Below are 25,694 nucleotides of genomic sequence, written 5' to 3' on the forward strand. Positions count from 1 at the left end.
ATTGAGAGAAAGAGAATTAATATAATAGCAAACAACGGGCATTTCTACTTAAAGATCTAGCCCGTTGTTTCTTTAAAATAAAAAATCATGGAAAAGAAAAATTTAAAAAGCGAGAAAGATTACATTAAAATGTACCAAGAAAAAGGTTTTACTAGCAATTTCATGATGGTGAACCATAAACTAGTGAGTACCGAAACTAAAAAGGAGTATTACCCTATGGATATAAAAGTAGTTGCAGAACACCGTTTTGAAGGCATCAGTAATCCATCAGACATGTCCATTTTATACGCCATTGAAACAAGAGAAGGTAACAAAGGCACCGTTTTGGCAAACTACAGCCCATCTAGCGATACTAGTACGGCCGAATTTTTTAAAGCGATTCCTAAGGAAAACGTATCTCAAGAAGCAAATTTTTTAAATTGATAGTTTAATTTTTTTATTAAACCCAGTCTAAAAAACGAGTTTTCAAACCTACTCTAAACCCTTAAATTACAAACAAATAAACACAATTAACATACTACAAAACACTTAGACTTCTGTAATATCAACTTCACCCAAAATCACTTTAATTATTTTTGAATAATTAACAGATTTAATTTGTTTTCTAAGCATTTTAAAAAAAAGTTTTGATATCGATAAAAGCACTATATTTATCGAAATAAAATTATACTCAAAAAAGTACATTTTTTTTAAATAATTTAGATCCAATATTAGTCTGGTTTTATGAAAATAAATATCAAATTTGATTATACTTTTATCTGTAAAGCCGTTTTACACGAACAATTAGAAGCACTCGGTTTAGAGTACAAGCTTAACAACTTAGGTGAAGTTGAATTCCAGAAAAAACTCTCTGCATTAGAAATCGAAAACGTAAAGGAAGCTTTTAATAAGTACGGCATTGAAATATTAGCCAATCCACAAAACGTTTTAGTAGAACGCATAAAAGACGTAATAACAGAACTTATAAGCGATCCGGAAAAATCTAGAAAGTATAATGTTTCTAGTTATTTGGCCGATGAGTTAAACTATTCTTATGCACACTTATCGTCTGTATTTTCAGAAATAACCTATTCTTCAATTGAGAATTTCATTATTCTGAAAAAAATTGACCTTGCCAAGCATCTTATTATTCACGAAGACTTTACCTTAACAGAAATTGCACACCAACTAAATTACAGTAGTGTTGCCCATTTATCTGCGCAGTTTAAAAAAACAACAGGCCTTACGCCTTCTGCTTTTCAGCGCATTATTAAAAAACGACAAGAAATTGAATAATAAAACTATAGAGCTATGCCGTTAACTGTTATGAATATTGTTTTGGCCGACGATGATGAAGATGATCGCTTATTATTCGATGAGGCTATATCGGAAATTGATGTAAAAACTAAACTATCGTTATTTAATGATGGTAAAGCCCTTATGGATTATTTGGTTTTACCTGATACCATTTTACCAGAAATTGTATTTCTGGATTTAAATATGCCTATAAAAAATGGTATGCAATGCTTAAAAGAAATTCGTGCTAACGATAAACTTAAAGAGCTTTGCGTTGCTATATATTCTACATCTTCATCTGAAGAAGATATTGAAAACACCTTTGTTAACGGTGCAAATGTTTACATCAATAAACCTAACAGTTTTTCTGCGCTTAAAAAAGCCATAGATAAAGTTTTAAAAATAAACTGGCAATACCACACCTCTGCGCTTAATAGGGACAACTTTTTATTGCGCTTATAACGTGCATTTCTTCAAGGTTTATAGCTGTATAGCACAGAAAACATTCTTTTCTGTGCTCATTTACTATTTTTTTTAACTCAATCGATTACAGGATTAACTGAAACGGTTTTTTAAAAAATAGTTTCCTTACTTTAGCGAGGTTATCATTCATATAAATTCGAATTAGAAGGTGATTAAAACATACAAAATATTTATTGTACTCCTTATTTTGGCCCTATCGGTGTTAATGTATTTAGGCAGTAATAGCTACAAGCAAATTAGAGAATTAGAGAAAACGGCCGAAATGGTAATGCACACCTTACGTGTAGAAACCGAGATTAACAGTCTGTTTTCGCAATATGCCATGATGCAGTCTCGAATTTTTGAAAACAAGTTGCTAAACAATTTCGATCGCGAAACCTTATTAAAAAACCAAAAAGATACTACACTTAAAATATTTAAACGTTTAGATATTTTAACTAAAGACAACGCTAAACAGCAGAAGAATTTAGAAGAACTTATAGGTTTAGAAGCTTCTTTTTATAAAAGTATAGAAGCGTTAAATACCGAGGCTACAGCCGATAAAGAACTACAAAACGCACATTTACGAGATGTTTCGGCATTAATGCGAAAAATAGAAACTATTAAGGCCAACATGTTGGGCCACGAAGAAATTCTGTTGTCGCGTCGCCAAGAAGAGTTTTCGGAATCGAGACGACTAAACCCAATAATGACGTTATTTTTAGGCATGTTTGCCCTGCTTATTTTTATAATCTCGTTTTGGCAAATTAACAAACAGCGTAAAAAAAACGATAGAACTACAGCCTTCCTAGAAAGTGTATTAAAAAACACTGAAAACATAGTTAGTTACTATACGCCTATTAAAGATGAAGACGATAAAATAACCGATTTTAAAATTATTTACGTTAACGAAAATATTGAAGATGTATTAGGCACATCGCCTCTTGTTTTAGAAAACCAATTACTTTCTAAGGTATTACCAATACATTTTGAAAACGGTGTTTTTGATGCTATGGTAACCTGCTACAACACTGGCGAAACCCAACGCTTCGAAAAAACCAATAACTTTAATGGTATCAAATATCGTTTTAAAACCAATGTGGTTAAACTAAACGATGGTGTTTTGGCTACTGCCAGCGATACCACAGAAGAATATGATATTAAGCAAAACTTAATTTCGGCTAAAGACCAACTACAAACTCAAAACCTTTTACTGCTAGATAATCGTGCTTTTTTAAGTAACATATTTAAAAGCACGTCTAATATTGTTATGCACTTTAAGTCTATTAGAGATGCCGCTGGTAAAATTATTGATTTCGATACCTTGTTTATTAACGATGCTATTAGCGACGTTATTGGCGATATTCCCGCCGATGTTAAGCATAAAAAAGCTTCAGAAATTTATCCAACAATATTTGAAAATGGTGTATTCGAAAAAATGGTAACTTGTATTGAAGAAGAACGCCAAATTGAATACGAAACCAACTTTGAAAAAGATGGTGAAACCAAATGGTTTCAAGCTACAGCCATTAAACTTAACGATGGCGTAACGATAACTACCAGTGATATTACACTAGAAAAAACAAGAGCTGCAAAATTAAACGATTTAAATGCTGAACTAGAAATACAAAACTCCATTTTTAAAGATGCCGAAGGTGTTGCAGATATTGGTAGTTATGTTTGGTATTTAGATACAGGAGCTGCAAATATATCGGACAATTTTTATAGAATTTTAGGATTTACACCTAATGAATTTGACGTCACCTTCGATAGTTACCGAGAGCTGGTGCATCCCGACGATTTACCGCGTTACGATCAATTAGGTGAGGAAACTGTAGAAAAAGGAAACTCCAATATACACACCTACCGTGTTATTACCAAAAAAGGAAACGTAAAGCATATTTACGTAAACGGACAAAAAGTAATTAAAGATGGTAGGCCGGCATCTGTTGGTGTGGTTCAAGATATAACCAACCGTGTAAAAACTGAAGAAAAATTAAGAAATAAGAATGAAGAGCTAAAACGTTCTAATGCCGAATTGGAAAGTTTCAACCGTGTGGCGAGTCATGATTTACAAGAGCCTATGCGAAAAATACAAATGTTTATTTCGCGTCTTTCGGATCGTGAACTAGATAAACTTTCCGATAAGGGAAAAATGTATTTTGAAAAAATAGATAGTTCTGCAAACCGTATGCAAACGCTTATTAAGTATCTGCTTGCCTACTCGCGTATTAACCGAACTAAAAAAGATTTTATAAAAATATCACTTAACGATACTATGGAAAAAGTATTGGGCGATCTGGAAGAACGTATTGAGGAAACTGGCGTTGATATTGCTATAGATAATTTACCATCATTAAAAGCCATTCCTTTTCAAATGGAACAACTGTTTAATAACTTAGTTTCTAATGCTATTAAATATGGTAGCACTACAGAGCCTCCAAAAATTGTTATAGACTGTAAAAAGCTATCTAGAAATAAAATCTCTGAGGTTTTTGATAAGAAACGTAAAAACTACTACCGCATATCTATAATGGATAATGGTATTGGTTTCGATCAAGAAAATGCCGAAAAAATATTCGGCCTCTTCGAGCGTTTACATCAAAAAGATGAATATTCGGGAACCGGAATTGGCTTAGCCATTTGCAAGAAAATCGTTTTAAACCATAAAGGACATATTGTAGCGCAGAGTGAACCTGGTAAAGGTTCTACATTCTGTATTTACTTGCCTGCTTAGAGTTGGGTAGCCCGAAATGTTTCCTATAAAACAAAATTACAAAGCGCATCTTTAAACACGATGCGCTTATTTTTTGATTGTTTTTTTCTTCAACTTCATATTTAAAAATTCTACTAAAAGTGAAAATGCAATAGCAAAATATAAGTATCCTTTTGGAATAGCACCAATGGTTTGTCCGAATATTACGGTGTGCGATAAATGCGCTGCTTCAGTAATTAGCATAAAGCCAATAAGTATTAAAAAAGATAAAGCTAGTAATTGCATAGATGGGTGCTCGCTAATAAACTCGCGTATTGGGTTTGCAAACAACATCATTATTAATATAGATATTACTACAGCTATTATCATTAATATAAGGGCATCGTTATGGTGTTCGCCAATACCGTTTGTCATCCCAACGGCTGTTAGTATAGAATCTATAGAAAAAATAAAATCTATAATTACAATTTGCACAATGGCATTAGAAAGTGAGGTTATCTTTTTTCCTTTTAATTCTTGCTCCTCCTGCCCTGGTTCGTCTAGTTTTTCATGAATTTCTGAAGTACTCTTATACAATAGAAAGAGCCCACCGAAAAACAAAATAAGTGCTTGCCAACTTATACCAACTTCTAACCAAGACCATGTAATGGTGTAAAACGGCTCTTTTAGTCCTACAAGGAAAGATACACCTAATAATAATAAAATACGCTGTACCATGGCTAGCATGAGCCCTAAGTTGGTTGCTTTGCGCTGTTGGTGCTCCGGAAGTTTATCGGCCGCTATGGAAATAAACACAATATTATCTATACCTAATATAATTTCTAAAAAAGTAAGGGTTAATAAAGCTACCCAAGCATCGGGACTTGAAAATATTTCGAACATGGTTTAATCTCTTTTTTATGTGTAATTGAATACGGTTTAATATATAGATGAAATTTATAAAAAATTAACCACAGTTTGCTAGAAATACTTCGTTTGCATCAAAATTTAATGGTTTAACGGCCTAAAACAGGCACTTTCCGATAATTATATAACATAATACCAAAATTGTATAACGAAAAAGGTGTGTCTATTTCTGAACTTTGTATCAAACAAAATAGCAGACCAATTATGAAAAATAACAGCCAAAATTACCTAACAAATTCGAGAGTGGGACGTAGATGGTCTAAAGAGACTTTAAACGATACGGAACATAATGTTTCAACCCCATCTGATAGTTCTACAGAAGGAACTAAACAAGATTCAAATTATTAAAAAATATTGACTTTAAATTAATGATATGTCTAAAATATTAAATGTACTCGCTATAGTTCTTTTCGGTCTTTGGGCCATTGGATTTTTTGTGTACAACCTTATCATTATTTCACACATATTTTTAGTATCGGCAACAGTGGTACTAATAATAAGAGTATTAAAAGAAAAATAAAACCCTAACCCTAAAAAAGCATTATTATGAAAGTTATAGATCTTAAAACAAATAATTTAGAACAAACCTTTAACCAACTAAAGGAAGACCTAGGTGGCCGTTTAGATTCAGCAGATAAAGAATACTCTTTAGACATTGATAATAACATCGCTAAGGGAGAAATTAAAGGTGTATCTGTTAACGAAAATATATCTTTCTTAGAATATAATATTACGTTTGAAAACGATACTGTAATCGCTAGAAACACACCAACCACTAACCCTATTTACTTTCTGTATTGCTCAGAAGGGCAAATGAGTCACGGGTTTGGATTAAATAGTAAACAACGCTCTTTAAACCAGTTTCAAACTGGAATATTTGCCAGCGATCCACATAAAACAAGCTGTTTCTTTTTTAGAAAAGGACAAACAGTAAAATTCTCTAACATTAGTTTCGATACGCAATCTAGCACTAAAGATGCCGATGCTATAAACTTATTGCAAACACAACTTTTAAAAACCTTTATGCCTAAAGGTGATAAAGAGATTTTTGCATACATAGGATCTTATAACTTGAGAATTTCAGAAAAAATACAACAATTAGAAGCTATTAAGCAAAAAGGTATTGTTAGACAATTATTAACTAACGGTATTGTACACATGATTTTGGCTTTAGAAATTGAGCAACACAACGAGGATACTAAAAATGGCATAACCAACTTCGGGTCTTTAAGCAGAGGCGAAATGGATACCATTAACGAGTTATCTAACTTTATACAAAACTACCCGGAAATTAAATATACACTGGCTTACTTAAGTAAAAAAGGTGGTATGTCTCCGGCAAAATTACAAGAAGGTTTTAAATTATTGCACAACCGTACGGTATCGGACTTTATTAGAAATACCCGTGTAGAAACAGCTGAAAACCTATTGAAAACAACGGACTTAAATATCTCTGAAATTGTTTACACCGTTGGATTGACAAGTAGAAGTTATTTTTCTAAAATTTTTAAAGAAAAATATAACTGTAGCCCAAAGTATTACCAAGAAAATCAATATTCGGTAGCTGTAACAGCCTAATTAATAAACAAATTTTTGGGATATACTCCCGAAATAACAATGAAAAAATCCGCTAGCTTAGCGGATTTTTTGTTTTTGGGAAGGTTTGGATAGTTATTAACAACCAAATCGTTAAGAACTAGTTAACATCTGCTAATCAGTATTTTGAATTATGTCCAATGGTTTCTATATTTTTGTGTAGATAATTTAAACAAACATTATATTTAAAAATGAGATATGGAAAAGAAAGAGATTAAAAATATAAAAGATGAGTGGATTTTAGACTTATCAGCACTTAGCAAAAATGAAATAGAATTACTCCATGAATATTATTTAGGTAATATTAACTTTTCAAAAAGCGAAGGTTTTGACAAAATAATTATTAAAGTACATAATCAAAAAAAAGAATATTATGCTAACAAAGAAATTGATAGAAGGCAAAAAATTAGTAAAGGTATAATCGATAGTGATACTATTGACAAACAAGAAATATGCGCAAAAACGCATCTTGTAAATAAACTTATAAAATATAACTACAACGAAACATATATAAATTCTTATTCACATGCAATAAACCTAGAGTATCTAGTTAGACTAAGAAAATTTATTTACCTTAAAGATGGAGGGTATCTAAACGAGAACTTATCGAACATAAGAAAATTTAAAGACATAATTGAAGATTTTCGAAGAGCAATAGATATTGACGTAATTAATGAATATGAAAAAACAAAGTTAGCTCCTGAGAAGTTTATATATCCATTAATAATGAGCGAGTATCTAACATGAAAAAAAATAGCTGTGTTTTAAAGAAGTTTTGAATTTTATAAATAAACTGAATAGAAATAACTCCCACCTTTTTATTTGGGATTGTTTTTATATACTTGTTGTAAGTAATTTAAGAACTGCCTCGAAATCGACAAATTCGGTATCTGAATCTTAAGATTTCGCCAATTATAAAATTCTTAACTAAAAATGATTTTTGATTTTTTAACATTGCAACTAACCATAAATCAACGACTTTCATGAAAATTCTCTTCGCAATAACATCAATTTTTATAAGTATAATTCTTCACTCTCAAGAAAAAACAATAATTGGAGAAGTATGGAATTTTGAAAATAATGAACCTCTCTCCTATGTTAATATTGGAATTAAAAACAAAACCGTCGGAACAGTTTCTAATAATAATGGTTTATTCAAACTTTCATTAAATGACAAAGTATCTTCAAAAGACACTATTATTTTTTCATACATTGGTTTTAAAACCGAAAAATATTTGGTTTCGGAACTAAATAAAATAAAAAAACCGATTTTACTTCAACCAAAAAATATGGAATTAGATGAAGTAGTTGTGAGTTCAAAAAAGATAAAAATAAAATCTAAAAAAATTGGAAGAACGTCAAAAGGTCTAGGATTGATGCACTCGAATTTTTACTCATATTATGAAAAGGATATCGATGACCGTTTGAGTAAAGAAAGAGGTATGAAGTTTAAAATGAGACGAAATTGTCATATCAAAGATTTGAATTTTAATATAACTTCAAATGACTTCAAATCTTTAAAATTTAGAGTGAATTTTTATAAAATTAAAGACGGTTTCCCATCAGATTTTATAGTTAAAAAGAATATCGTATTCGAAATAAAAGACAACTTTCTTGGTTGGTTTAAAGTCGATTTAGAACCTTATGAAATTTTTTTCAACAAAGAAATCGAAGAGGTTGCGGTAACAATTCAATGGCTTGAAAGCGTAAAAGCAAATGAAAAGAGTAAATATTTTGCAATTTCAACTGCAACCTCACCAACACATACAGCTTATTTCAGGGAAAAATCGATGGATAATTGGAATAAAGGAGGGCAAAATTTAAGTTTTTATTTAAACGCAATGTGTGAGTAAAAACTGCTTACAACACCAGTTGAAAATAATAACGGTTTAGTGATAAAAAAAAGTAGTTATGTGTTTGCTTCAAATGATTTTATTCGTTAAGCCCTCGTATGCAACACCGTAACTATCATTAAAAAAAACATTGTAAAGCATACAAAGAAATGACAGAAGAAAAATTTTGGAAAATAATAGAAAAATCGTGGCAAGATTCTCCAGAGCTAAAAAAACAGAGAGATGAAGCAAATAATGACGAGAATTCTTTAGAACAATTAAGTTATCAGTTAGAAGAGGATATTACAGAAAACTATATCAAACGATTATCAAAACTAAAAAAAGAAGAACTCACTAAATTTATTCATATCCTTGAAGAAAGAATGTACCATATTGACAGAAAAGAGATTCATACGTATACAGATGGCTCTGATGATGGATTTTTATACTGCAGATGCTTTATTTTAGGAATGGGAAAAAGCTATTATGAATTAATAGATAAAACTCCATCTAAAGCAAAATTTGATTTAGAGGCGGAAGGTTTTGGCTTCTCGGCATATCAAGTATATGAGGAGTTATTTAATGAAGAGTTTGATAGATACTCAAAACACTCTATGGAATCTTGTTCAAATTCTGAAGGTTGGATTGAATAGCATATAATAGCGTTTTCAATAAACTGAAAGTTCTACGGATATTAACAGAACCTAGCCAATAATAAAATTTTAGAATTTAAAGCATTAACTAAATGGAAAAATATAAAATAGCTTTTGAAAACTCTTTGTCAGGAAAAAAGGGTGTAGAAACTACAGTTTCTTCTACTAAGGAAGTCATAGAGCTCTATAAAAGTATCAATTGGTTTGAATTACTCAAAAAAGCAACACCTGAAAACCAGAATGATTCGGATATCATGAATGATAACACTTGGAATTTTTCAATAGAATATGAAAAGTACAAAAAAGAATATATCCTTCATATTTATCCGCACCTTTACCCTACTCCAAGTGTAAAACCCGATGATATAAAATTAGTCGTTGAATTTAAAGAATCTAACATAGTACCGACTTCAAAATTCGTTCAATTTTTCGGAGGTTCGAAAGTGAAAAAAGTTGAACAATATAAAACGGAGGCCACAGATTTATTGCAAGAAGACATATTGGAATATTTAAAAGATTTTTTAAACACCAACCATATGAATTTAAAAAAGCTTAATTCTAATGAATTTGACACCATGTTTGAGAGAATTTGTAAAGTTTATTAAAAATGAAAACTCATCAAGTTATTCTTGAAAAAACATTAAGGAAATCGATTAACCGTCGATATAGATAAATATGATCACGGATTACTTTTTATGACGATAAACTGATTGAGAAAGCCGAAATTTTATCTAAAATTGAAGATATAAAAAACTGTATTCTAGCCGCTACAACAACTTCTATCAATAGCTTACAAACCAGTATTTAAGACTTCGTTTTAGGATTATACATAACGATAATCTGAATTACAATAGCCAAGAACACCAATATAAAAATCTCAATTTGGGTAAATAATTCTACCGAATCAAGCGCACGTTTACTTATAGACATTTGCCTGTTTCCTTCTGTAAGCTGTATTTTAGATAAATCACTAAGGTTGATTTTTAAGCTTTCAATATGTTTAATAATTTGAGCATTATCAGCATAACCAGAGTGTAAAAACTTTGTTTCAGCATCTACCAACAACTTAACATTCTGCTTTAAATCTGTAAATACATTCTCCTCTTGCGAGGTTAATTTTGTTTCCTCAAATCTAGAAACTAAAGCTTCAATATTATGGTTAACTTTTGAGTTTATATTATCAAAAAAAGTAGAATCAGATATGGCTACAGCTAATTCCTTTTCTTGAACAGATTTTAGCATTTCAAAAATTAAATCATTCGCCACTAATCTGTCTTCGTAAATTGTAACCACAGAATCGCGAACACGAACAAAATTGTTCTTATCGATTAAGTTAGTTGCAATGATTAAAACAAAAACCATTAATATTCCAAGTATCCACTTTAATTTATTATAAAACCCCATATTCTATAGCTTTTCGAGATTAAACATTAACTGTAAATATACAAAAAAGGGTGTGAATCACGACTCACAATACGCTCTCAGGAAGAGTGTATTTCCTAAATTTTCGTTAAAATTTTCTGTCTATAATTTGTCTGTAAACTTTGGTGCTTAGATCCCGCTTATTGTGCTTATCCTCATCTTACAAAAAAAACTTCCACTATGGACACAAACAAACTGTAAGAAATAAAAATTAAATTGACTACCTAATGTCATAATAGTAGATATTCTCAAATTATATACATTTACAAATGATTAAAACTAAAAATCTAATGCAACAAGTAACAATCAATTTTTCCATTTTATTCATCTTACTTTTCTCTGTAACAAGTTGTAATAAACCTGAGGAAAAAGCTTCTTCTGATAAAAAAACAAAAAATGAAGTTTTAGTTTTAGGCACAATACACGGTGGGCACCTTACCGATAGTGTTTACAATATAGATTATCTCCAAAAGTTAATAACAGAAATAAATCCAGATTATATATTAACCGAGATTCCTCCAAAGGCATTTAAAACCGCCATGGACGGGTTTAAAAGAGACGATAGTATTTCGGAACCTCGTACCATGCGTTTCCCTGAATATGTTGATGTTATTTTTCCGTTATCAAAGAAAATGAAGTTTGAAATTATACCAACAGCTGGATGGACAAAATATATGGCAGCCGAACGTGGGGCCAAATTAAGAGCCATTCGCCAAGACACTTCGAGAGCTGATGATTGGGCTGAATATGTAAAAGGAAATAAACTTTCAGATTCATTATATTTGGCTAGTGGTAAAGTAAATAATCCATACTTTATCCATACAAATGAATATGATAGCATTCAAGATATAAGCCTGCAAACGTATAATAAATTGTTTAATGATGAGCTTGGCCTTGGTGGCTGGGAAAATATTAATATCGCACATTATTGGAATATTGAAAAGGCTTTAGAAAAACACCGCTATCAAGGAAAACGCATACTAATTACATATGGCGCCGGACATAAAGGTTGGTTTTTAAAGGAATTACGTAAACGTGATGATATTGAATTATTAGAGATGAAGCCTTTTTTAGATGCTATTGAATAAAAAGAAGTTATTGAAACAGAATGGTTAAAGCCAAGCATTGTGATTTATGCGAAGTTTTAAAAGAAATTTAAATACAGGCTTACCTTGTGACCTAACTTATAAAAAACCTGAGGCTTAATATGCTTATCTCATTTAAATTAATTAAATTAGTTATTCACTCAAGTACGGGTAAAATCTATTTATAAACTAAAAATTAAACCATGGAAAAGACTTCGATAATACTTTTAGCAATAAGCCTTTTTGTAGTAATTACTTTTCTGTATTGGAGATTAACTCGTGCTTATGCCGAAAAGGAATACGGTAATAACATGTGGAAACAATGGGAAACACGGACTTTCTATTGGCAAGGTGCTCTATACTTTAGTGGAGGACTTACGGTTGCCTTAATTTTCGTGTTAAAATCGGCAAGTGTCTTAACATTTTAATACATGAAAATCTCTTAAACATTGAATATCTCATCCCTATTAAAATCTCACAAAGAAGAGATTATCTTAAATTTGAGTATTGATGATTTAAAAGAGAAACTCAATGAAGATATAGAAACCTTTCATTTTAGATGGGAATCTGAGACGCGTTTCATTATCAGTTTAAAGTTCTCGTTCGGCTCTAGCTTAACTTTCGATACACATTATCATAACACCAAAAGTGACATCATAGCCAAAGGGAATTTAACCAAATTATCTAGTTTAAAAACAAAAATATCTTTAGAGACTAAAAGTAGATATTGGTTATTATTTTTACTTTGCCTCCCCATACTTATGCTAATAATAGATTTATGGTTGCAAATAGGCATTTTTATACCAGCTTATTTTATTTTCCCTGTAGCCTTTTTAATCCTCACAAAGGTGATTCAGCATGAGTATAAACGGTTAATAATAAATTTTAAAACTTATCTAGATCAAAATTAGAAAACAAAAAAACGGTAAGAGTTTCCTCTTACCGTTTTTTTTTCTAGCAATTTTTATTTTCTATTTAAACGTTTTTAAAGACGAACGTAACATCCAAGCCATTTGCTCATGCATTTGCATAATACCGGTAATAAAATCGGCTGTACCTTCATCGTTATGTGCTTCGGCGTTGTCGCCAATATTTTCTCTTATAAATTTTATCACTGTTTCGTGATCTTCTAATAAAACCTTCATAAAACTAGCACTATCATTAGTGTCTGGTCCGTTTTCTTTCAATTCAGAAAGTTCTATAAACTGTTGCATACTTCCTGGCGAATAAAAGCCTAACATACGGATACGTTCTGCAACTTCGTCAATGGTATTTTCTAGTTTTCCATATTCTTCTTCAAAGAACACATGCTTACTATGAAAATCAATTCCTTCAACATTCCAGTGCGCGTTTCTGTATTTAGTATACATTACATATTCATCGGCAAGTAGTTGCTTTAACATTTCTACTACTGCTTTTCTATTATCTTTCTTAATGCCTATGGCTGCTGTTGTTGTTTCCATTTTCTTTTATTTTTTTTATGTTTATAGTATAAAGATACTAGTAACCAGCAGTTTCAATTAACGCTAAACATTTAATAATTAGCGCTAAAAAATTAAGCCTTTAGAACAGTAAATTTTTCGGCTTAAGTCTCAACTTACTTTTTGTTATCTTCCTTTTTGCTTGCTTTTTCGGCATCTTCAAAATTAATATCATTATCTACAACACCTTTAAAAGCTTCTATCCATCCGTTTTTAAAGACGTTATAAATACTTGGCCATACTTTGGTCTTCACTTGGTTTAAATCGCCAGACAAGGGCACCTTTGTTGCTAAGGTATTATTGCCTTTATTTTTAAGAACAAACTTAAAAAAGCCTACAAAACCTTCCCAAAGCGTGTTTAAAAAACTGTCTTGTTCGGCACTTATTAATTTAGAATCTTTCAGTAATGGTTTTACATAACCAGTTAAAAAACCATCGGCAATGGCTATTTCGCTAAACACATTAAAACTACCCTCAGCAAAATCGATACCTGCGTAATAATTAGTAAAATCGTTTAAAGCCGTTACAGAAGCATCTTCCAAAGAAAACGATACATCCATATCTGGAATTTGCTTTACTAAATCCATTTTTCCGTTTAAGGTAAAACGACCTTCCCCAATAGACATGGCAGTAGCATTAATTTCCGAAGGCAATTCGCGCTCAGTACGTTCTACATTTCTAAGGTTGGTGGCGTTTAACTGAATTTGGTTTAAATTTAAATCGATATTTGGGTCGGCAGTAAGTTGCACAAAGGCTGCTTTACCATCTATAATTTTAAGATTATTAATATCAATAGGCACCAAATCTGTTAAGGCTTTGGTCCAATCGTCAATATCTGGATCGGCGGCTTCATCTTTTTGTTGATCTTCAAAAACATAAATAAACTGAGGACTCGTCATTATAATTTCACTCACTACTCTACCCTTAAGTAAAGAGCGCCATTCTATAGAAATATCTGTTTCGGCTAACTTAATAAATGGCACTTCAGAGCCTGCATCTATCTTATTTAAATATAAATTATGAATTACATAAGCACCACGAAAAAGTGAAATATCAATATCTGAAACCTGACCATAATACCCAGGAATATCAGCAAGTACGTTGTTTACATACTTTTTAACCATAAAAGGTAATAATATTCTAAACAAGATTAAAACACCAATAATAATCACTGGTATGGTATATCGTTTTTTCCTCAAGCCTCTGTTTTTCTTCTTTTCCATGTGTTATGTTTTATTTTTTTCCGTTGCCAACTACTGTATTTTTAAGCCCATCTTTAGTGTTTAACCATAAATAGTTGAAAAATGACTTTGTTCTATCGCGTTCCACAGCAATATCTCCATATCTATAGCCGTTGGCATCAGTTTTAGAGCCATCATTGGTTAAAATATTAACTAAGGCACTAAGTGTTTTATTAATACCCAATTGGTCTTCATCTAAGATAGAGAATTTAAAATCTTCATACTTCATTTTCATGTCTCCCGTAGATTTAAAATTGTTACCATGTATGGTAAAATACATTTCATGAATGCGACCTAAGGCTCTTACATTAGCTTGAGATTCTAAAAACGGATTAATTGTTTCAGCTTCCAAATCGGTTAAAACAGCCGATGCATTAAAAGAATCGGCGGCATCTTTAGTATTAAAATCCCAATTAAACAATATTGGTGCTTTACCCATAAGTTTTGCTTGCACTTTAATGTCAGTTTTTTCAGTATTAGTGTTAGAAACATTGTTCATTTCTGCATCGAGATCTTCAAAAGAAATAGATACCGGGTCGATATCTAAATCTACTTTTTCAGAATAAAATACATTAGCATTTTTAATAAAAAAAGATTCAATATTTAGTTTTATAGGAAGGCTTTCAAGCCGTGTACCATAAAGTGTTTTTACTGTAAAATCGTCTGCTATTAGTTTATTTCTATAAAGATGTAATTCGGAATTATTTAAATTGAAACGCTCTACAGAAACTGCAAAACTATCTTTAGCTGTTCCCAATTCTAAAGCTTCAAAATTTCCTTGAGGAACTTTAAAATCGACATAATCACGCTCCACAGTTAATCGTTTAGAAAGTGCTTCTTTATCATATTTTGAAGCGATTGATAAATCTTCAAACTTTAAATTATTTTCTTTAAATGAAAGACTTGCCACCTTCAATGCTTCAAAACGACTTAAATCTAAATACAGTTCTTGCAACTCGGCATCTAAGGTTTCATAATTAAAAGGGATTTTATTCTGAAGCATTTCCTTGTCTGTTTTCACATCAGATATATTAAAGGATAACTCATCTACGGAAAAATGTACATCATCTGTATCTTCTTTATACGTTGTGATTTTTGCGTTTTTCACTTCAATATTATCGGCTTCAAATCGCTTATCTTTATAAAGTGGCCAATATGCAACATCGGTAATTTTTAAAAATTCTGCAGTTGCTAAAATCTCTATCTTTTCAGTTATTTCATTTAAAGTCTTTAAGTTCAAATTATGAAATTCAACCGACCCTAAAAGGATATTGATATCCAAATCATCATAAGTTAACTTCACGTTTTTAGGCGTTTTATCACTTATGGCTTCTGTTAAAGCGTATTTTCCATAAACCTGTAAACCTAATAAACATAGCAACAATATAATAGCGACCCCAAGCAATACTTGGGGCCATTTTTTATGTATTGTTTTTGTTTTATATTCTGTTTTAGGCATGGTCTTCTTCAGTAAATTGTTGGTCTAAAGGTTCTTTGTTTAAGCCTGCACTATCCGGATCAATATATTGTTTAAATTCGGCTGCACTTTTAATTTGCAAATAGTTTTCACCATCTATCACAATAGGATATTTTAATAATTGTGGTTCATTCTCTAATATTTTCAACCAATCGTGCTGTTCCATAATTGCTGAATCTTTACCATAAGCTTCAATAAAATCGGGATGATCCTTATTTATTAAATCCGATATATTTTTGCCCAAATTACTGGCCAATTCCGCCCATTGCGTTCCGGTAACATTTGTTTTAGATATATCTACTGCATGTAGTTTTTTCTCAGAAGACTTTACATAAGCATACGTTTGCTTACCTATAGAGTGCTCTGAATGATAATAAATTGTAATTTTTCTGTTGTCTGTTGATATCACGCCCATAATGTTTTAATTTAAGTCGAAAGATACCCTGATTCCACTTTTTTAATTAGCGTAATCAAATTCTTTTGTAACTCAAAAGCACGCGCTATCCAACTATCAACGGTACATTAACTATCTTGTGAATACAAAATAAAACAAGGTAATGAACACACTATTATGGACTTTTTACGGGATTGTAACCCTTTGGAGCATCATCAGTATTATACTGCATGGCAGCCGACCAACAAAATCATTAAGTTGGTTATTGGCTGTGGTATTATTACCATTTGCGGGTCCACTACTTTATTATCTATTTGGCGTTAATAGAAGAAAGTTTAAATTTTTCAGGTTGAAGCAAACAGAAAAGCGAAAGCTTTTTGATGAAAAATATAAGGACATTCATGAACTAGAAAATAGTGTTGATTTCCATTCAGCAAAAAACAAAAAACTCTCTAAACTTATAGAAAACGGCACACTACTTAAAGCATATGCCGGTAATAAAGCAACAGTACTAAACGGCGGTAAAGAAACCTTCGAAAGTATATTTGAAACTTTAGAACAAGCAGAACATTTTATCCATTTGCAATATTATATTTTTTCTGAAGGTGAACTTTCAGAACGTTTTTACAACATATTTAAGGAGAAAATTGCAAAAGGTGTCGAGGTGAGATTAATATACGATTCTTTCGGGAGTTCTTCTTTTCGTGGAAACACCATTAAACGTTTTCGTGATCTTGGGGTGAAAGCTTTCCCTATGATGCCAATTCGTTTTGGAAGTCTTCTATTTACATTGAATTACAGAAATCATAGAAAAATGATTATTGTTGACGGAAAAATTGGTTTTACAGGTGGTGTAAATGTAACCGATCAATATATAAAACCTATTTCCGATCTTGGCATCTGGAACGATATTCATATTAAGCTAGAAGGTCCTGTAGTGAAGAGTTTACATAGGGTTTTTATAAAAGATTATTATTTTGCTAGTGATGAAGAGTTACTTCTAAAAGAAAAATATATTCCTAAAATTGAACAAAAAGGAAACCATACTATACAAATTGTAGCTGCCGGACCAGATTCTAAACAGCCAGCCATTATGCAGCAATATATAAGTATGATTATGTTGGCCGAAAAATGCATTTGCATTGCCAACCCTTACTTTATACCAAGTACTGCTGTGCTACAAGCTTTAAAAATTGCAGCATTGAGTGGTATTGAAGTTAGTATACTTGTTCCAAAAATATCCGATTCTAAAATGGCAAAATTAAGTATGTTTTCAAATTTTGAAGAGCTTCTTGCTGTTGGTGTTAACATATACCTGAGACCCGATTTCTCACATAGTAAAATGATTTTAATTGATGGTGAAATTGCATCTATAGGTTCGGGTAATTTTGACTACCGAAGCTTCGAACATAATTTTGAAACTAACGCTTTACTTTATGATGTTGAGTTAACCAAGAGCATACAAACAGAGTTTGATACTATTTGCAATAATTACATACCATTAGATTACGAGTCTTTTAAAAACAGACCGGTCTGGAAACGTTTACTAGAAGGTATGGCGAAGTTTTTTAGCCCGCTACTCTAAAGTAAACATCGAAATAAAACGAATGAAATTTTTAATTTATATACTAATATTTATGAGTGTAGAATACACAAAAGCACAACACATTATACCCGAAATTATAAAAAAAGAAGCCACAATTGCGCTAGCTTACTATCCGCAATTAAAAGATACCGAAATAGAGTTTCGCTTTAAAAACGACATCAAAAAATCGACCATGCTGGCGCAACCTGTATTTTGCAGTCTTTTAAAAAATCGTAAAAAAAGAAAGTATTTGGTGTTATTGAGTAGAAAGTTTAAAATATCGGGGAAAGAATTTAAAACTACCGATGTAGATAGCGATATTTTAATTGGATGGCTTGGCCATGAATTAGGCCATATTTGCGATTACCAAAACCGCAGCAGCCTTAACCTTATTTGGTTTGGTATTAGATATTTACTTTCCGATAACCATATTAGAAAAGCAGAACGCACAGCAGACTCTTACGCGGTTTCATCTGGAATGGCAGAATATATTCTAAAAACAAAGCATTTTATTCTAAATAATGCTGAAATCGAAGAAACATATAAAGCCCGTATTAGAAAATACTATTTAGCTCCAGATGAAATTTTACTGTTAGTGAAAGAACGAGAAGCTGTAGAAAACTAATTTCTTACAGCTTGGAGGCTACAAAATCTTCCCATTCGGCAAATTTATCTTGCCCCATAACACGCTCCATTTTTACTTGTCCGCCTTTCTTTTTGTTACTTCCACTCCAATCGTGAAAAACAGAAGGTGATACTGTGTTAACCTTTACACCTTCTAAAGCTTTAGAACGTGCCACTTTATAATTTTTATTGGCATTCTTCAAAAATTCATCTAAAGCATTTACCAATTTATCAGTCTCTATGTTAGACTCTGTACCCAAATACCAGCAGTGGTAAAAATCATCGTTAATTCTATTGGCACATAAGGTATATTCAGGTATTTCAATATCAAATTCCTTTTCTAGGTGTTGCACAGCATCATTCAATTTATTAACCGATAACTGAGAACCAACAGTATTTAAAAAGAATTTTGTTCGTCCCGTAATTTTAATTTCGGCACGTTTAATATCTGTAAACTCAATAGTATCACCTATTAAATAACGCCACGATCCTGCAACCGTACTAATTACCAAAACATAATCTTGATTAAGTTCTACCTCAGAAATAGATAACGACGGTGCATCTTGCACCAACGAACCATCGGCCTGAATGTACTCTGGCTTAAAAGGTACAAATTCAAAATAAACGCCATTATTGGTTACTAACTTCATAGCATCCGTATCTGGTCGTTCTTGGAACGCCATAAAACCTTCCGAAGCCAAATAAGTATCAATAACCGTAATCGGCTTTCCTAAAAGGGCATTAAAACTCCTTTTATATGGACCAAAAGCTACACCTCCAGAAGTATACACTTGTAAGTTTGGCCAAATCTCATGTATATTATTTAAACCGTGATAATCTATCACTTTTTTCAGCATTAACTCCATCCAAGATGGAATACCGCTTAGTGCACCAATATCCCAATTAGCAGCGTTTTCCGCAATACGTTGTACACGTTTATCCCAATCGTCAATTTGAGCAATTTCTTTTCCTGGCTTATAATAATTTTGAAACCAAAACGGGATATTACTGGCGCTAATACCACTAATTTCACCTTCTAGCGCATCATTATGTTCTTCAAGATCTGTAGAACTTCCCAACATCATAATTTCTTTTTCATAAAAATCGGCCGGTAAATCAAAATTTCTTAAGGCGAGAACTTGTTGAATTCCTGCATTTCTAATAGCTTTAACCATGGCATCTGTAACCGGAATACGTTTATTTGTTTTCCCTGTAGTTCCCGAACTTAGAGCAAAATAATCTGGGCTATCTGGCCAAGTAATATCCTTTTCACCAGCTTGCACCTTTTCCCACCATTGTTCTGTAATTTGATTGTAATCGTGAAATGGCACTTTAGCTCTAAAATCACGTTCCATAGTATCCGATTTTAGAATCTCTTCAAATTGATAAGCTTTACCAAACTCTGTATTTTTTGCTGTTTCTAGTAAATCTTTTAGAACCTCGCGTTGTTCTTCTGCAGCATCAAATTCTGAAGAAATGATTTCTGATGCATGAATTATTCCTTTAATTATATTTCCTATTATGGCCATATTTACAGTGGTTTTATCGGTTAATAGCTGTTTTTAAGCGTACGTAAATTGCGTTTGAATTTAATATGAAACGCGCCACGAACTCATCTATCAAAAATCCGCCAAAACCATAGAATAGTTTAGCTGTATCAAAATAATTATTAATCCAAAGCAGAAAAAAATAGCACAAAAAAACCGATGAGCCCCTGAGATTCATCGGTTTTAAAACTACTTAATCTAAAATATACTCTAATCTAAATATCGCTTTCGCGGAAAAGTTAAACATCTGTTTTATTCCTTTTCGAACTAAAGCATTCTACTTCTCAACTTGACTTCCCCACCAATCTTTATTTGGTTTATAATCAGGAGACAGCATCTTTTTACGTTGTTTTTCTAACCTAGGTAACAACTGCGTTCTATGGTTTTCCAAACGTTTTTTTCTAGCTGCTTCATCCCATAACGGATCCTCTTCGGCATACTGCGTATTCATGCTTTCTAACCATTCTAAAAGCTCCGTTTTTAATGATGCTGTTAATTCTTTATTACTATCTGCAACGTCATCGCGTTCCATTAAATCACTATCCAAATTGTACAATTCACTGTGTAAATCTTCCCAGTAATAAATAAGTTTCCAATTTCCTTTTCGGATTATAGAACTTGGTTCTCCGCCTTGATTTCCATAATGTGGATAATGCCAAAACAAAGGTCTTTCATCTATAGTTTTACCCTCTAAAAGTGGTTTTAAACTCACGCCATCCATATGCGCTTGTGGTTCTAATGGTAAACCTGCTAAATCTAAAAGTGTTGGAAATAAATCGGTTCCAGAAACTGGTACATCGATATTGCTACCTTTTTGATCCATCCATGGAACATATACAAAATACGGAATGCGCACGCCACCTTCCCATTGATAACCTTTACCACCACGAATATCTAGCTGTGCTGTAGAAAAATTGTCACCAGAAGTCACACCTCCATTATCCGATGTGAATACTATAATAGTGTTTTTGTCTAAATCTAAATCTCTAAGCGTTTGCATTACAGTTCCAAGCGCCTCATCAACCTGCTCAATCAAACCTGCATAAACGGGATTATCTTGATGTTTTCGAGCTGGTAAAACACGTTCCATTTTAAATCCATTTTCATCAATTCCCATTTTCTCCGCCTTATCTCTATATTTTTTCCATTTTTCTTCAGAAGTTTGAATAGGCGCATGAACTGCGTAAAACGATAAATAAGCTAAAAAAGTAGTGTCTTTATTTTTTTCTATAAACTTTGAAGTTTCTTTGGCAAGCTTCATAGATAACGTCATCCCTTTTTCTTCAGGTAAGTTTGTTAAGTTAGGGTTTTTAAACGGCGAAAAATAACCGCCATTTGGTCCTCCAGATTTGTTTCCTCCTTGGTTAACATCAAAACCATGATCGGTTGGCAAAGAGTGTTGCTCTTTACTTCCTAAATGCCATTTACCAGCAAAAAATGTGCTGTACCCTCCAGCTTTAAAGGCTTCTGGCAACGTAAGCGCATCGAGATCTAAATGTTGTTTAAAATCTGGTGGTAATAATTTTGTATATCGGTTTTTGGCTTTCCAACCCTGTCCAGATTGAGCACCTTCGTATTGCGTGATACCATGTCTCGCTGTAAATTGTCCGGTAAGCAAACTTGCTCGTGACGGACTACACACCGTACATGTGGCATAACCATTTGTAAAAATAGTTCCTGATTTTGCAATTTTATCAATGTTCGGCGTTTCGTAATAATCACTTCCCATAACGCTTAAATCTTGATAGCCTAAATCGTCTACCAATACAAATAGCACATTGGGCTTCTTAGGTTCAACTTCTGCTTTTTCAGATTTACAAGACGTAAAAACCGTACTCCCTAAAGTTAAAGCGAGTACCAAATATTTCGATGCTTTTTTTAATTTCATAAACTTTTATAACTGTTTTTATTTATCTCAATGAAATAGCTCCCAAAAGCTATTTTTTTATTTTAATTTAATTACTGTTCTAGCTCTAAATATAAACAATCTACAACCATTAAAAAACTGCCTTCAACAAACAAAAATTAAAGGCAGCAATTATACTTAAACTAAAACAAAACAAACAAGAAGGTTTAATCTCCTTAGAGGTGAATTCCCCTTGCATCATATCAAAAATAAGGCGTTTTAATATTTTAAAATTCTCAAATATGGGTTCAAAATGAATCAAAAAAGCTCTATAAGCATGATTTACTATGCTAATAGAGCTTTTTTTAGTTTTATATCTATTTTAAATTTTCCTAAAAGGAAAAATATACTCGATAACTTAAATTAGAAAATTATCTAATAATAATTTCATCAATAAACAATCCTTTATCTTCTACTGTTTCTATCTTAATCGTATTAGCACCACGGTCTATTTTAATAGGTAATTTAGCTTTACTCCATGCTTTACCCATGTTGCTAGAATTTGGTAAAAACAATTTATCGTTAACCACTTTTCCGTTTACAGTAACTTTTATAAAAGTCCCAGCAGCTTCCTTTAATTTTATACTATAACGCATATACAAATCGGCAGGACCTGCACCGCCATCATTCTCTTGATACCAAGATACAGAAGCGCCTTGGGCCTTATTCATACTAACAAAACCTTTGCCTTTAAAGTTTGCTCCAATAGTAATTATCTTAGCATTATTAAGCGTGGCTTCCTCAGCTTGCTCTCCTATTTGTTCTCCATCTCCTGTGTTTTTGTTCCAAGTAAAACCTTCATTTTCACCAAAACGTTCTTCTAAAATTTGAGTTTCAACACCATCAACAACAATTAATGCTTTAACGGTAGTTTCTTTTTCAATTTTAAAACTGTTTTGATATTTACTAGAACTTATAGTTGGCACATTGCCATTTACAGTATAAAACACGTCAATTTTAGGGTCTACTTTATCACCTCTTAAATTAATAATTTCTGTATCAATACTTACCAAGTTAGAAGTGATTTGTTTTTTCTCACCTAAAATACAACTCGCTAACAAATTAATAGCTCCATTTTGGTCTGTAGACTCAATATAAGCACGTGTTAAACCGTAAAATGCTGTTCTGTGATTAGGACCAACATGTTGCTCTACATCTACCGGACTACCGTTATCTAGCGCTTTAATTTTACCAGCGCCCAAAACGTTAAAGTACGTTCTGTTTTCCCCGTAAGGATAAAAAACACCTAAACTATCGGTTGTAGAAACACGTACTTGTACAATATCCTGACTGCTATTACCAAGTGGTTCACCATCTATAGATAATTGTATTTTTGAAGGTTGTGCCGCGGTTTGTACAATTTCTTCTGAAACTACTTTTCCTGCTTTATAACCTACAGCTTTTAAAGTTCCTGGTTGCCATTTTACCATCCATTGGCATTGCATTTCATCCCAAGCTGTGCCAGGTTTTAATTTTCCTAATGATGTGTTATTGAAAAACAATTCCACTTCGTCACAATTAGAGTATGCCCAAACCGGAATTTCGGTATTTAAAACCACTTTTGGATGTGTCCAGTGTGGTAAAACATGTACCATTGGCTCATTTGTCCATTGACTTTGATATAAGTAAAATAAGTCTTTTTCAAAGTTAGCTAAATCAATTGCTCCACCCATAAACGCCTTAAACGGCCAGCCACCATGTACATAACCAGCTTCGCCAATATAATCGTAACCCGTCCAACGGAACGATCCTGCGTAGGCCGGAATATCGCGAAGTTGTTCGATGTTTAATCTAGAAGACACACGCACTGTAGCATTATCATAACTAGAATTAAATATTTGTTTTCTATTTTTTCTATCTAATTCATCTACCCAATCGTGAGTAAAGACTTCTTCTTCTGTTAAATCAGGAAGTTCGTATGGTCTTTGATTTTTATTAGGATATCCATCTCTAAACCATGTTTTTGTTCGGTAAAAACCGCGAACTTGCCAAGTATGCGTGTTTTCTGTTCCTATAAAAACTTTTCCTTTTTGCTTTTCAGTTAAATTTTCTAAATACCCTTGCTTTTCACTACTTCCGTTTACACCTAAAACATTCATAAAATCAGAACCTGAATGTCCAGATGTTACAGGTCTTGTTGGATCTAGGAGGTTACATTGTGCTACTAAATCTTTAGCAATAGCCCCACGGGTTTCGTTACCAACACTATAAATTACTATGGATGGATGGTTTCTATCACGCTTAATCCAATCGGTTAAATCTTTCTTCCACCACTGATCAAAAAAATGAGCACCATAATCGTTTTTGGCTTTTTTCATCCATCCATCGAAAATTTCGTCCATGACTAACATCCCAATTTCATCACAAAGCTCATAAAATATAGGCGTTTGTGGATTGTGAGATGTTCTAATGGCGTTTACCCCCATATCTTTTAATTGCTGAATTCTAAATCGTAAAATTTTATCGGGCACCGCAGCCCCTAAAGCCCCGGCATCTTGATGATTACAAACGCCTTGAAGTTTGACATTTTCACCATTAATCCACATACCCGTTTCGGCAATCCATTCAATATCACGAACACCAAATTTAGTTTCCACAACGTCAACTAATTTATCATTCACCAATAATTCACTTTTTAGAGTGTATAAATAAGGCGTTTCGGTAGACCAAAGATTTGGCTTTGAAATAGCCAATTCTGTTTTAGCTGTAGCACTAAGATTCTCAATTTTTTCATCAGAAGATGAAACGACTACTCCACTTTTATCAAGTATTGATGTTACTAAAACTGCATTTTTAACCTGCTCGTTTTCTGGAGAAAATTCCGTTTCAACAAAAACCTGATTGCTTTTGGTTGTTACAAAAATACCATCGCGAGCAATGTTTGTTTTATTTTTTACATCAATCCAAGTGTGAGCATAAATTCCGCTACCGGTATACCAACGCGCTGATGGTTGTTTGTCGTTATCCACATGCACTGCAAAGGTAATTTTATTAGCATTTTCGGCAATTTCACTAATATCGTAAGCGAAAGACACCCAACCATAAGGTCGGTTGCCTAATTTTACACCATTGGCCCAAACCGTGCTATTCATAAACACACCATCGAAAGCAATTTCAACTTGTTTACCTTTCCATGAACTTGGTACATCAATGGTTTTTCTATACCAACCAAAACCTGCCGGTAAGTAGCCACATTGCGCTCCCATAGGGTTACTTTCATCGTATTCACCTTCAATACTCCAATCGTGAGGTACATTTACGGTTTGCCAATTTGCATCATTAAAACCGACAACTTCGGCACCTTTAATATTCTCTTGGATAAATTTCCAATCGGCATCAAAACTAGTTCGTAATCGTGTTTCTATCGTACTACTTTCCTCTTTACAACCAACTAGACATAAGTATAGCAAACTGAAAAGAACAAGCGATATTTTAATATTTTTAATTTGTTTTAGCATATTATTTCTAACATTTTTATCCTTTACGTCTAAT

General features: G+C 32.5%; 25 protein-coding genes. 16 read left to right on the forward strand and 9 right to left on the reverse strand.

The window, feature by feature from the left end; genetic code table 11:
- The first annotated feature begins 87 nt into the window (after window positions 1-87).
- The 4 genes from BM246_RS00300 to BM246_RS00315 all read left to right on the forward strand — a co-directional run bounded on the left by BM246_RS00300 (window position 88) and on the right by BM246_RS00315 (window position 4,474).
- Window positions 88-423, forward strand: coding sequence for a hypothetical protein (locus BM246_RS00300; protein ID WP_042503379.1), 336 nt, complete (start codon window positions 88-90; stop codon window positions 421-423).
- Window positions 424-723: 300 nt separating this feature from the next.
- The gene (locus BM246_RS00305; RefSeq protein ID WP_074935332.1) at window positions 724-1,275 is read left to right on the forward strand and encodes a helix-turn-helix domain-containing protein; all 552 of its coding nucleotides are present in this window, start codon (window positions 724-726) and stop codon (window positions 1,273-1,275) included.
- A gap of 15 nt (window positions 1,276-1,290) precedes the next feature.
- Window positions 1,291-1,737: a response regulator gene (locus tag BM246_RS00310; protein ID WP_074935333.1), complete on the forward strand. Its 447-nt coding sequence runs from the start codon at window positions 1,291-1,293 to the stop codon at window positions 1,735-1,737.
- 169 nt (window positions 1,738-1,906) lie between these two features.
- Complete coding sequence (locus BM246_RS00315; protein ID WP_074935334.1) at window positions 1,907-4,474, forward strand: ATP-binding protein; 2,568 nt, start codon at window positions 1,907-1,909, stop codon at window positions 4,472-4,474.
- Between the two features lie 66 nt (window positions 4,475-4,540).
- Here BM246_RS00315 and BM246_RS00320 read toward each other — a convergent pair whose 3' ends face one another.
- On the reverse strand, window positions 4,541-5,335 hold the full coding sequence (locus BM246_RS00320) for a TerC family protein (RefSeq protein ID WP_042503372.1): 795 nt from the start codon (window positions 5,333-5,335) through the stop codon (window positions 4,541-4,543).
- Window positions 5,336-5,563: 228 nt separating this feature from the next.
- On the opposite strand from BM246_RS00320, the gene BM246_RS19865 reads away from it, so the two are divergent.
- The 7 genes from BM246_RS19865 (at window position 5,564) to BM246_RS00345 (ending at window position 10,045) form a co-directional block, all read left to right on the forward strand.
- Window positions 5,564-5,707 carry a hypothetical protein gene (locus BM246_RS19865; protein ID WP_159140036.1) on the forward strand — a complete coding sequence of 48 codons (144 nt, stop codon included), beginning with the start codon at window positions 5,564-5,566 and terminating at the stop codon, window positions 5,705-5,707.
- Between the two features lie 25 nt (window positions 5,708-5,732).
- The gene (locus BM246_RS20230) at window positions 5,733-5,879 is read left to right on the forward strand and encodes a DUF5670 family protein (RefSeq protein ID WP_227805986.1); all 147 of its coding nucleotides are present in this window, start codon (window positions 5,733-5,735) and stop codon (window positions 5,877-5,879) included.
- 26 nt (window positions 5,880-5,905) lie between these two features.
- On the forward strand, window positions 5,906-6,937 hold the full coding sequence (locus BM246_RS00325; protein WP_074935335.1) for a helix-turn-helix domain-containing protein: 1,032 nt from the start codon (window positions 5,906-5,908) through the stop codon (window positions 6,935-6,937).
- A gap of 216 nt (window positions 6,938-7,153) precedes the next feature.
- Window positions 7,154-7,702, forward strand: a complete 549-nt coding sequence (locus tag BM246_RS00330; RefSeq protein ID WP_074935336.1) for a hypothetical protein — start codon at window positions 7,154-7,156, stop codon at window positions 7,700-7,702.
- 236 nt (window positions 7,703-7,938) lie between these two features.
- A complete protein-coding gene (locus BM246_RS00335; RefSeq protein WP_074935337.1) occupies window positions 7,939-8,808 on the forward strand; it encodes a carboxypeptidase-like regulatory domain-containing protein in 870 nt (289 codons plus the stop codon).
- Window positions 8,809-8,957: 149 nt separating this feature from the next.
- Entirely contained in the window at window positions 8,958-9,440 is a 483-nt protein-coding gene (locus BM246_RS00340) for a DUF4240 domain-containing protein (RefSeq protein ID WP_074935338.1), read from the forward strand.
- Between the two features lie 92 nt (window positions 9,441-9,532).
- Window positions 9,533-10,045 carry a hypothetical protein gene (locus tag BM246_RS00345; protein ID WP_074935339.1) on the forward strand — a complete coding sequence of 171 codons (513 nt, stop codon included), beginning with the start codon at window positions 9,533-9,535 and terminating at the stop codon, window positions 10,043-10,045.
- Window positions 10,046-10,244: 199 nt separating this feature from the next.
- Here BM246_RS00345 and BM246_RS00350 read toward each other — a convergent pair whose 3' ends face one another.
- On the reverse strand, window positions 10,245-10,844 hold the full coding sequence (locus tag BM246_RS00350) for an MCP four helix bundle domain-containing protein (protein WP_074935340.1): 600 nt from the start codon (window positions 10,842-10,844) through the stop codon (window positions 10,245-10,247).
- A 308-nt stretch (window positions 10,845-11,152) separates the two neighbouring features.
- On the opposite strand from BM246_RS00350, the gene BM246_RS00355 reads away from it, so the two are divergent.
- From BM246_RS00355 to BM246_RS00365, 3 genes are all read left to right on the forward strand, one after another.
- On the forward strand, window positions 11,153-11,950 hold the full coding sequence (locus tag BM246_RS00355; RefSeq protein WP_139221812.1) for a hypothetical protein: 798 nt from the start codon (window positions 11,153-11,155) through the stop codon (window positions 11,948-11,950).
- A 200-nt stretch (window positions 11,951-12,150) separates the two neighbouring features.
- Window positions 12,151-12,375 (forward strand): hypothetical protein, encoded by a 225-nt coding sequence (locus BM246_RS00360; RefSeq protein ID WP_042505446.1) that lies wholly within the window; start codon window positions 12,151-12,153, stop codon window positions 12,373-12,375.
- Window positions 12,376-12,396: 21 nt separating this feature from the next.
- Window positions 12,397-12,858 carry a hypothetical protein gene (locus BM246_RS00365; protein ID WP_074935342.1) on the forward strand — a complete coding sequence of 154 codons (462 nt, stop codon included), beginning with the start codon at window positions 12,397-12,399 and terminating at the stop codon, window positions 12,856-12,858.
- Between the two features lie 60 nt (window positions 12,859-12,918).
- On the opposite strand, the gene BM246_RS00370 is transcribed toward BM246_RS00365, so the two are convergent.
- The 4 genes from BM246_RS00370 to BM246_RS00385 form a co-directional block, all read right to left on the reverse strand.
- Window positions 12,919-13,410: a Dps family protein gene (locus BM246_RS00370; RefSeq protein ID WP_042498602.1), complete on the reverse strand. Its 492-nt coding sequence runs from the start codon at window positions 13,408-13,410 to the stop codon at window positions 12,919-12,921.
- A 134-nt stretch (window positions 13,411-13,544) separates the two neighbouring features.
- On the reverse strand, window positions 13,545-14,651 hold the full coding sequence (locus tag BM246_RS00375) for a DUF748 domain-containing protein (RefSeq protein ID WP_042505451.1): 1,107 nt from the start codon (window positions 14,649-14,651) through the stop codon (window positions 13,545-13,547).
- Between the two features lie 10 nt (window positions 14,652-14,661).
- A complete protein-coding gene (locus BM246_RS00380; protein ID WP_074935343.1) occupies window positions 14,662-16,128 on the reverse strand; it encodes a DUF748 domain-containing protein in 1,467 nt (488 codons plus the stop codon).
- Window positions 16,121-16,561 (reverse strand): arsenate reductase family protein, encoded by a 441-nt coding sequence (locus tag BM246_RS00385; protein ID WP_074935344.1) that lies wholly within the window; start codon window positions 16,559-16,561, stop codon window positions 16,121-16,123. Before BM246_RS00385 ends, BM246_RS00380 begins: the two co-directional genes overlap by 8 nt.
- A 142-nt stretch (window positions 16,562-16,703) precedes the next feature.
- On the opposite strand from BM246_RS00385, the gene cls reads away from it, so the two are divergent.
- Window positions 16,704-18,125, forward strand: a complete 1,422-nt coding sequence (cls, locus tag BM246_RS00390; protein ID WP_074935345.1) for a cardiolipin synthase — start codon at window positions 16,704-16,706, stop codon at window positions 18,123-18,125.
- Window positions 18,126-18,147: 22 nt separating this feature from the next.
- The gene (locus BM246_RS00395) at window positions 18,148-18,750 is read left to right on the forward strand and encodes a hypothetical protein (protein ID WP_042498825.1); all 603 of its coding nucleotides are present in this window, start codon (window positions 18,148-18,150) and stop codon (window positions 18,748-18,750) included.
- A gap of 4 nt (window positions 18,751-18,754) precedes the next feature.
- Here BM246_RS00395 and BM246_RS00400 read toward each other — a convergent pair whose 3' ends face one another.
- The 3 genes from BM246_RS00400 to BM246_RS00410 all read right to left on the reverse strand — a co-directional run bounded on the left by BM246_RS00400 (window position 18,755) and on the right by BM246_RS00410 (window position 25,660).
- Entirely contained in the window at window positions 18,755-20,278 is a 1,524-nt protein-coding gene (locus BM246_RS00400) for a GH3 family acyl-acid amido synthetase (RefSeq protein WP_074935346.1), read from the reverse strand.
- Window positions 20,279-20,573: 295 nt separating this feature from the next.
- A complete protein-coding gene (locus BM246_RS00405) occupies window positions 20,574-22,184 on the reverse strand; it encodes a sulfatase (RefSeq protein ID WP_074935347.1) in 1,611 nt (536 codons plus the stop codon).
- Between the two features lie 389 nt (window positions 22,185-22,573).
- On the reverse strand, window positions 22,574-25,660 hold the full coding sequence (locus BM246_RS00410; protein WP_083415649.1) for a glycoside hydrolase family 2 TIM barrel-domain containing protein: 3,087 nt from the start codon (window positions 25,658-25,660) through the stop codon (window positions 22,574-22,576).
- Window positions 25,661-25,694 lie beyond the last annotated feature (34 nt).

This window comes from Algibacter lectus, from assembly GCF_900112395.1.
Lineage (GTDB): Bacteria > Bacteroidota > Bacteroidia > Flavobacteriales > Flavobacteriaceae > Algibacter > Algibacter lectus.

What these genes read in the sequence shown, in the direction of transcription:
- BM246_RS19865 (WP_159140036.1), top strand. Translation starts at nt 5,564, where the DNA reads ATGAAAAATAACAGCCAAAATTACCTAACAAATTCGAGAGTGGGACGT.
- BM246_RS00345 (WP_074935339.1), top strand. Translation starts at nt 9,533, where the DNA reads ATGGAAAAATATAAAATAGCTTTTGAAAACTCTTTGTCAGGAAAAAAG.
- cls (WP_074935345.1), top strand. Translation starts at nt 16,704, where the DNA reads ATGAACACACTATTATGGACTTTTTACGGGATTGTAACCCTTTGGAGC.
- BM246_RS00405 (WP_074935347.1), bottom strand. Translation starts at nt 22,184, where the DNA reads ATGAAATTAAAAAAAGCATCGAAATATTTGGTACTCGCTTTAACTTTA.
- BM246_RS00325 (WP_074935335.1), top strand. Translation starts at nt 5,906, where the DNA reads ATGAAAGTTATAGATCTTAAAACAAATAATTTAGAACAAACCTTTAAC.
- BM246_RS00370 (WP_042498602.1), bottom strand. Translation starts at nt 13,410, where the DNA reads ATGGAAACAACAACAGCAGCCATAGGCATTAAGAAAGATAATAGAAAA.
- BM246_RS00375 (WP_042505451.1), bottom strand. Translation starts at nt 14,651, where the DNA reads ATGGAAAAGAAGAAAAACAGAGGCTTGAGGAAAAAACGATATACCATA.
- BM246_RS00360 (WP_042505446.1), top strand. Translation starts at nt 12,151, where the DNA reads ATGGAAAAGACTTCGATAATACTTTTAGCAATAAGCCTTTTTGTAGTA.
- BM246_RS00310 (WP_074935333.1), top strand. Translation starts at nt 1,291, where the DNA reads ATGCCGTTAACTGTTATGAATATTGTTTTGGCCGACGATGATGAAGAT.
- BM246_RS00300 (WP_042503379.1), top strand. Translation starts at nt 88, where the DNA reads ATGGAAAAGAAAAATTTAAAAAGCGAGAAAGATTACATTAAAATGTAC.
- BM246_RS20230 (WP_227805986.1), top strand. Translation starts at nt 5,733, where the DNA reads ATGTCTAAAATATTAAATGTACTCGCTATAGTTCTTTTCGGTCTTTGG.
- BM246_RS00320 (WP_042503372.1), bottom strand. Translation starts at nt 5,335, where the DNA reads ATGTTCGAAATATTTTCAAGTCCCGATGCTTGGGTAGCTTTATTAACC.
- BM246_RS00335 (WP_074935337.1), top strand. Translation starts at nt 7,939, where the DNA reads ATGAAAATTCTCTTCGCAATAACATCAATTTTTATAAGTATAATTCTT.
- BM246_RS00395 (WP_042498825.1), top strand. Translation starts at nt 18,148, where the DNA reads ATGAAATTTTTAATTTATATACTAATATTTATGAGTGTAGAATACACA.
- BM246_RS00340 (WP_074935338.1), top strand. Translation starts at nt 8,958, where the DNA reads ATGACAGAAGAAAAATTTTGGAAAATAATAGAAAAATCGTGGCAAGAT.
- BM246_RS00380 (WP_074935343.1), bottom strand. Translation starts at nt 16,128, where the DNA reads ATGCCTAAAACAGAATATAAAACAAAAACAATACATAAAAAATGGCCC.
- BM246_RS00355 (WP_139221812.1), top strand. Translation starts at nt 11,153, where the DNA reads ATGCAACAAGTAACAATCAATTTTTCCATTTTATTCATCTTACTTTTC.
- BM246_RS00330 (WP_074935336.1), top strand. Translation starts at nt 7,154, where the DNA reads ATGGAAAAGAAAGAGATTAAAAATATAAAAGATGAGTGGATTTTAGAC.
- BM246_RS00410 (WP_083415649.1), bottom strand. Translation starts at nt 25,660, where the DNA reads ATGCTAAAACAAATTAAAAATATTAAAATATCGCTTGTTCTTTTCAGT.
- BM246_RS00385 (WP_074935344.1), bottom strand. Translation starts at nt 16,561, where the DNA reads ATGGGCGTGATATCAACAGACAACAGAAAAATTACAATTTATTATCAT.
- BM246_RS00400 (WP_074935346.1), bottom strand. Translation starts at nt 20,278, where the DNA reads ATGGCCATAATAGGAAATATAATTAAAGGAATAATTCATGCATCAGAA.
- BM246_RS00350 (WP_074935340.1), bottom strand. Translation starts at nt 10,844, where the DNA reads ATGGGGTTTTATAATAAATTAAAGTGGATACTTGGAATATTAATGGTT.
- BM246_RS00305 (WP_074935332.1), top strand. Translation starts at nt 724, where the DNA reads ATGAAAATAAATATCAAATTTGATTATACTTTTATCTGTAAAGCCGTT.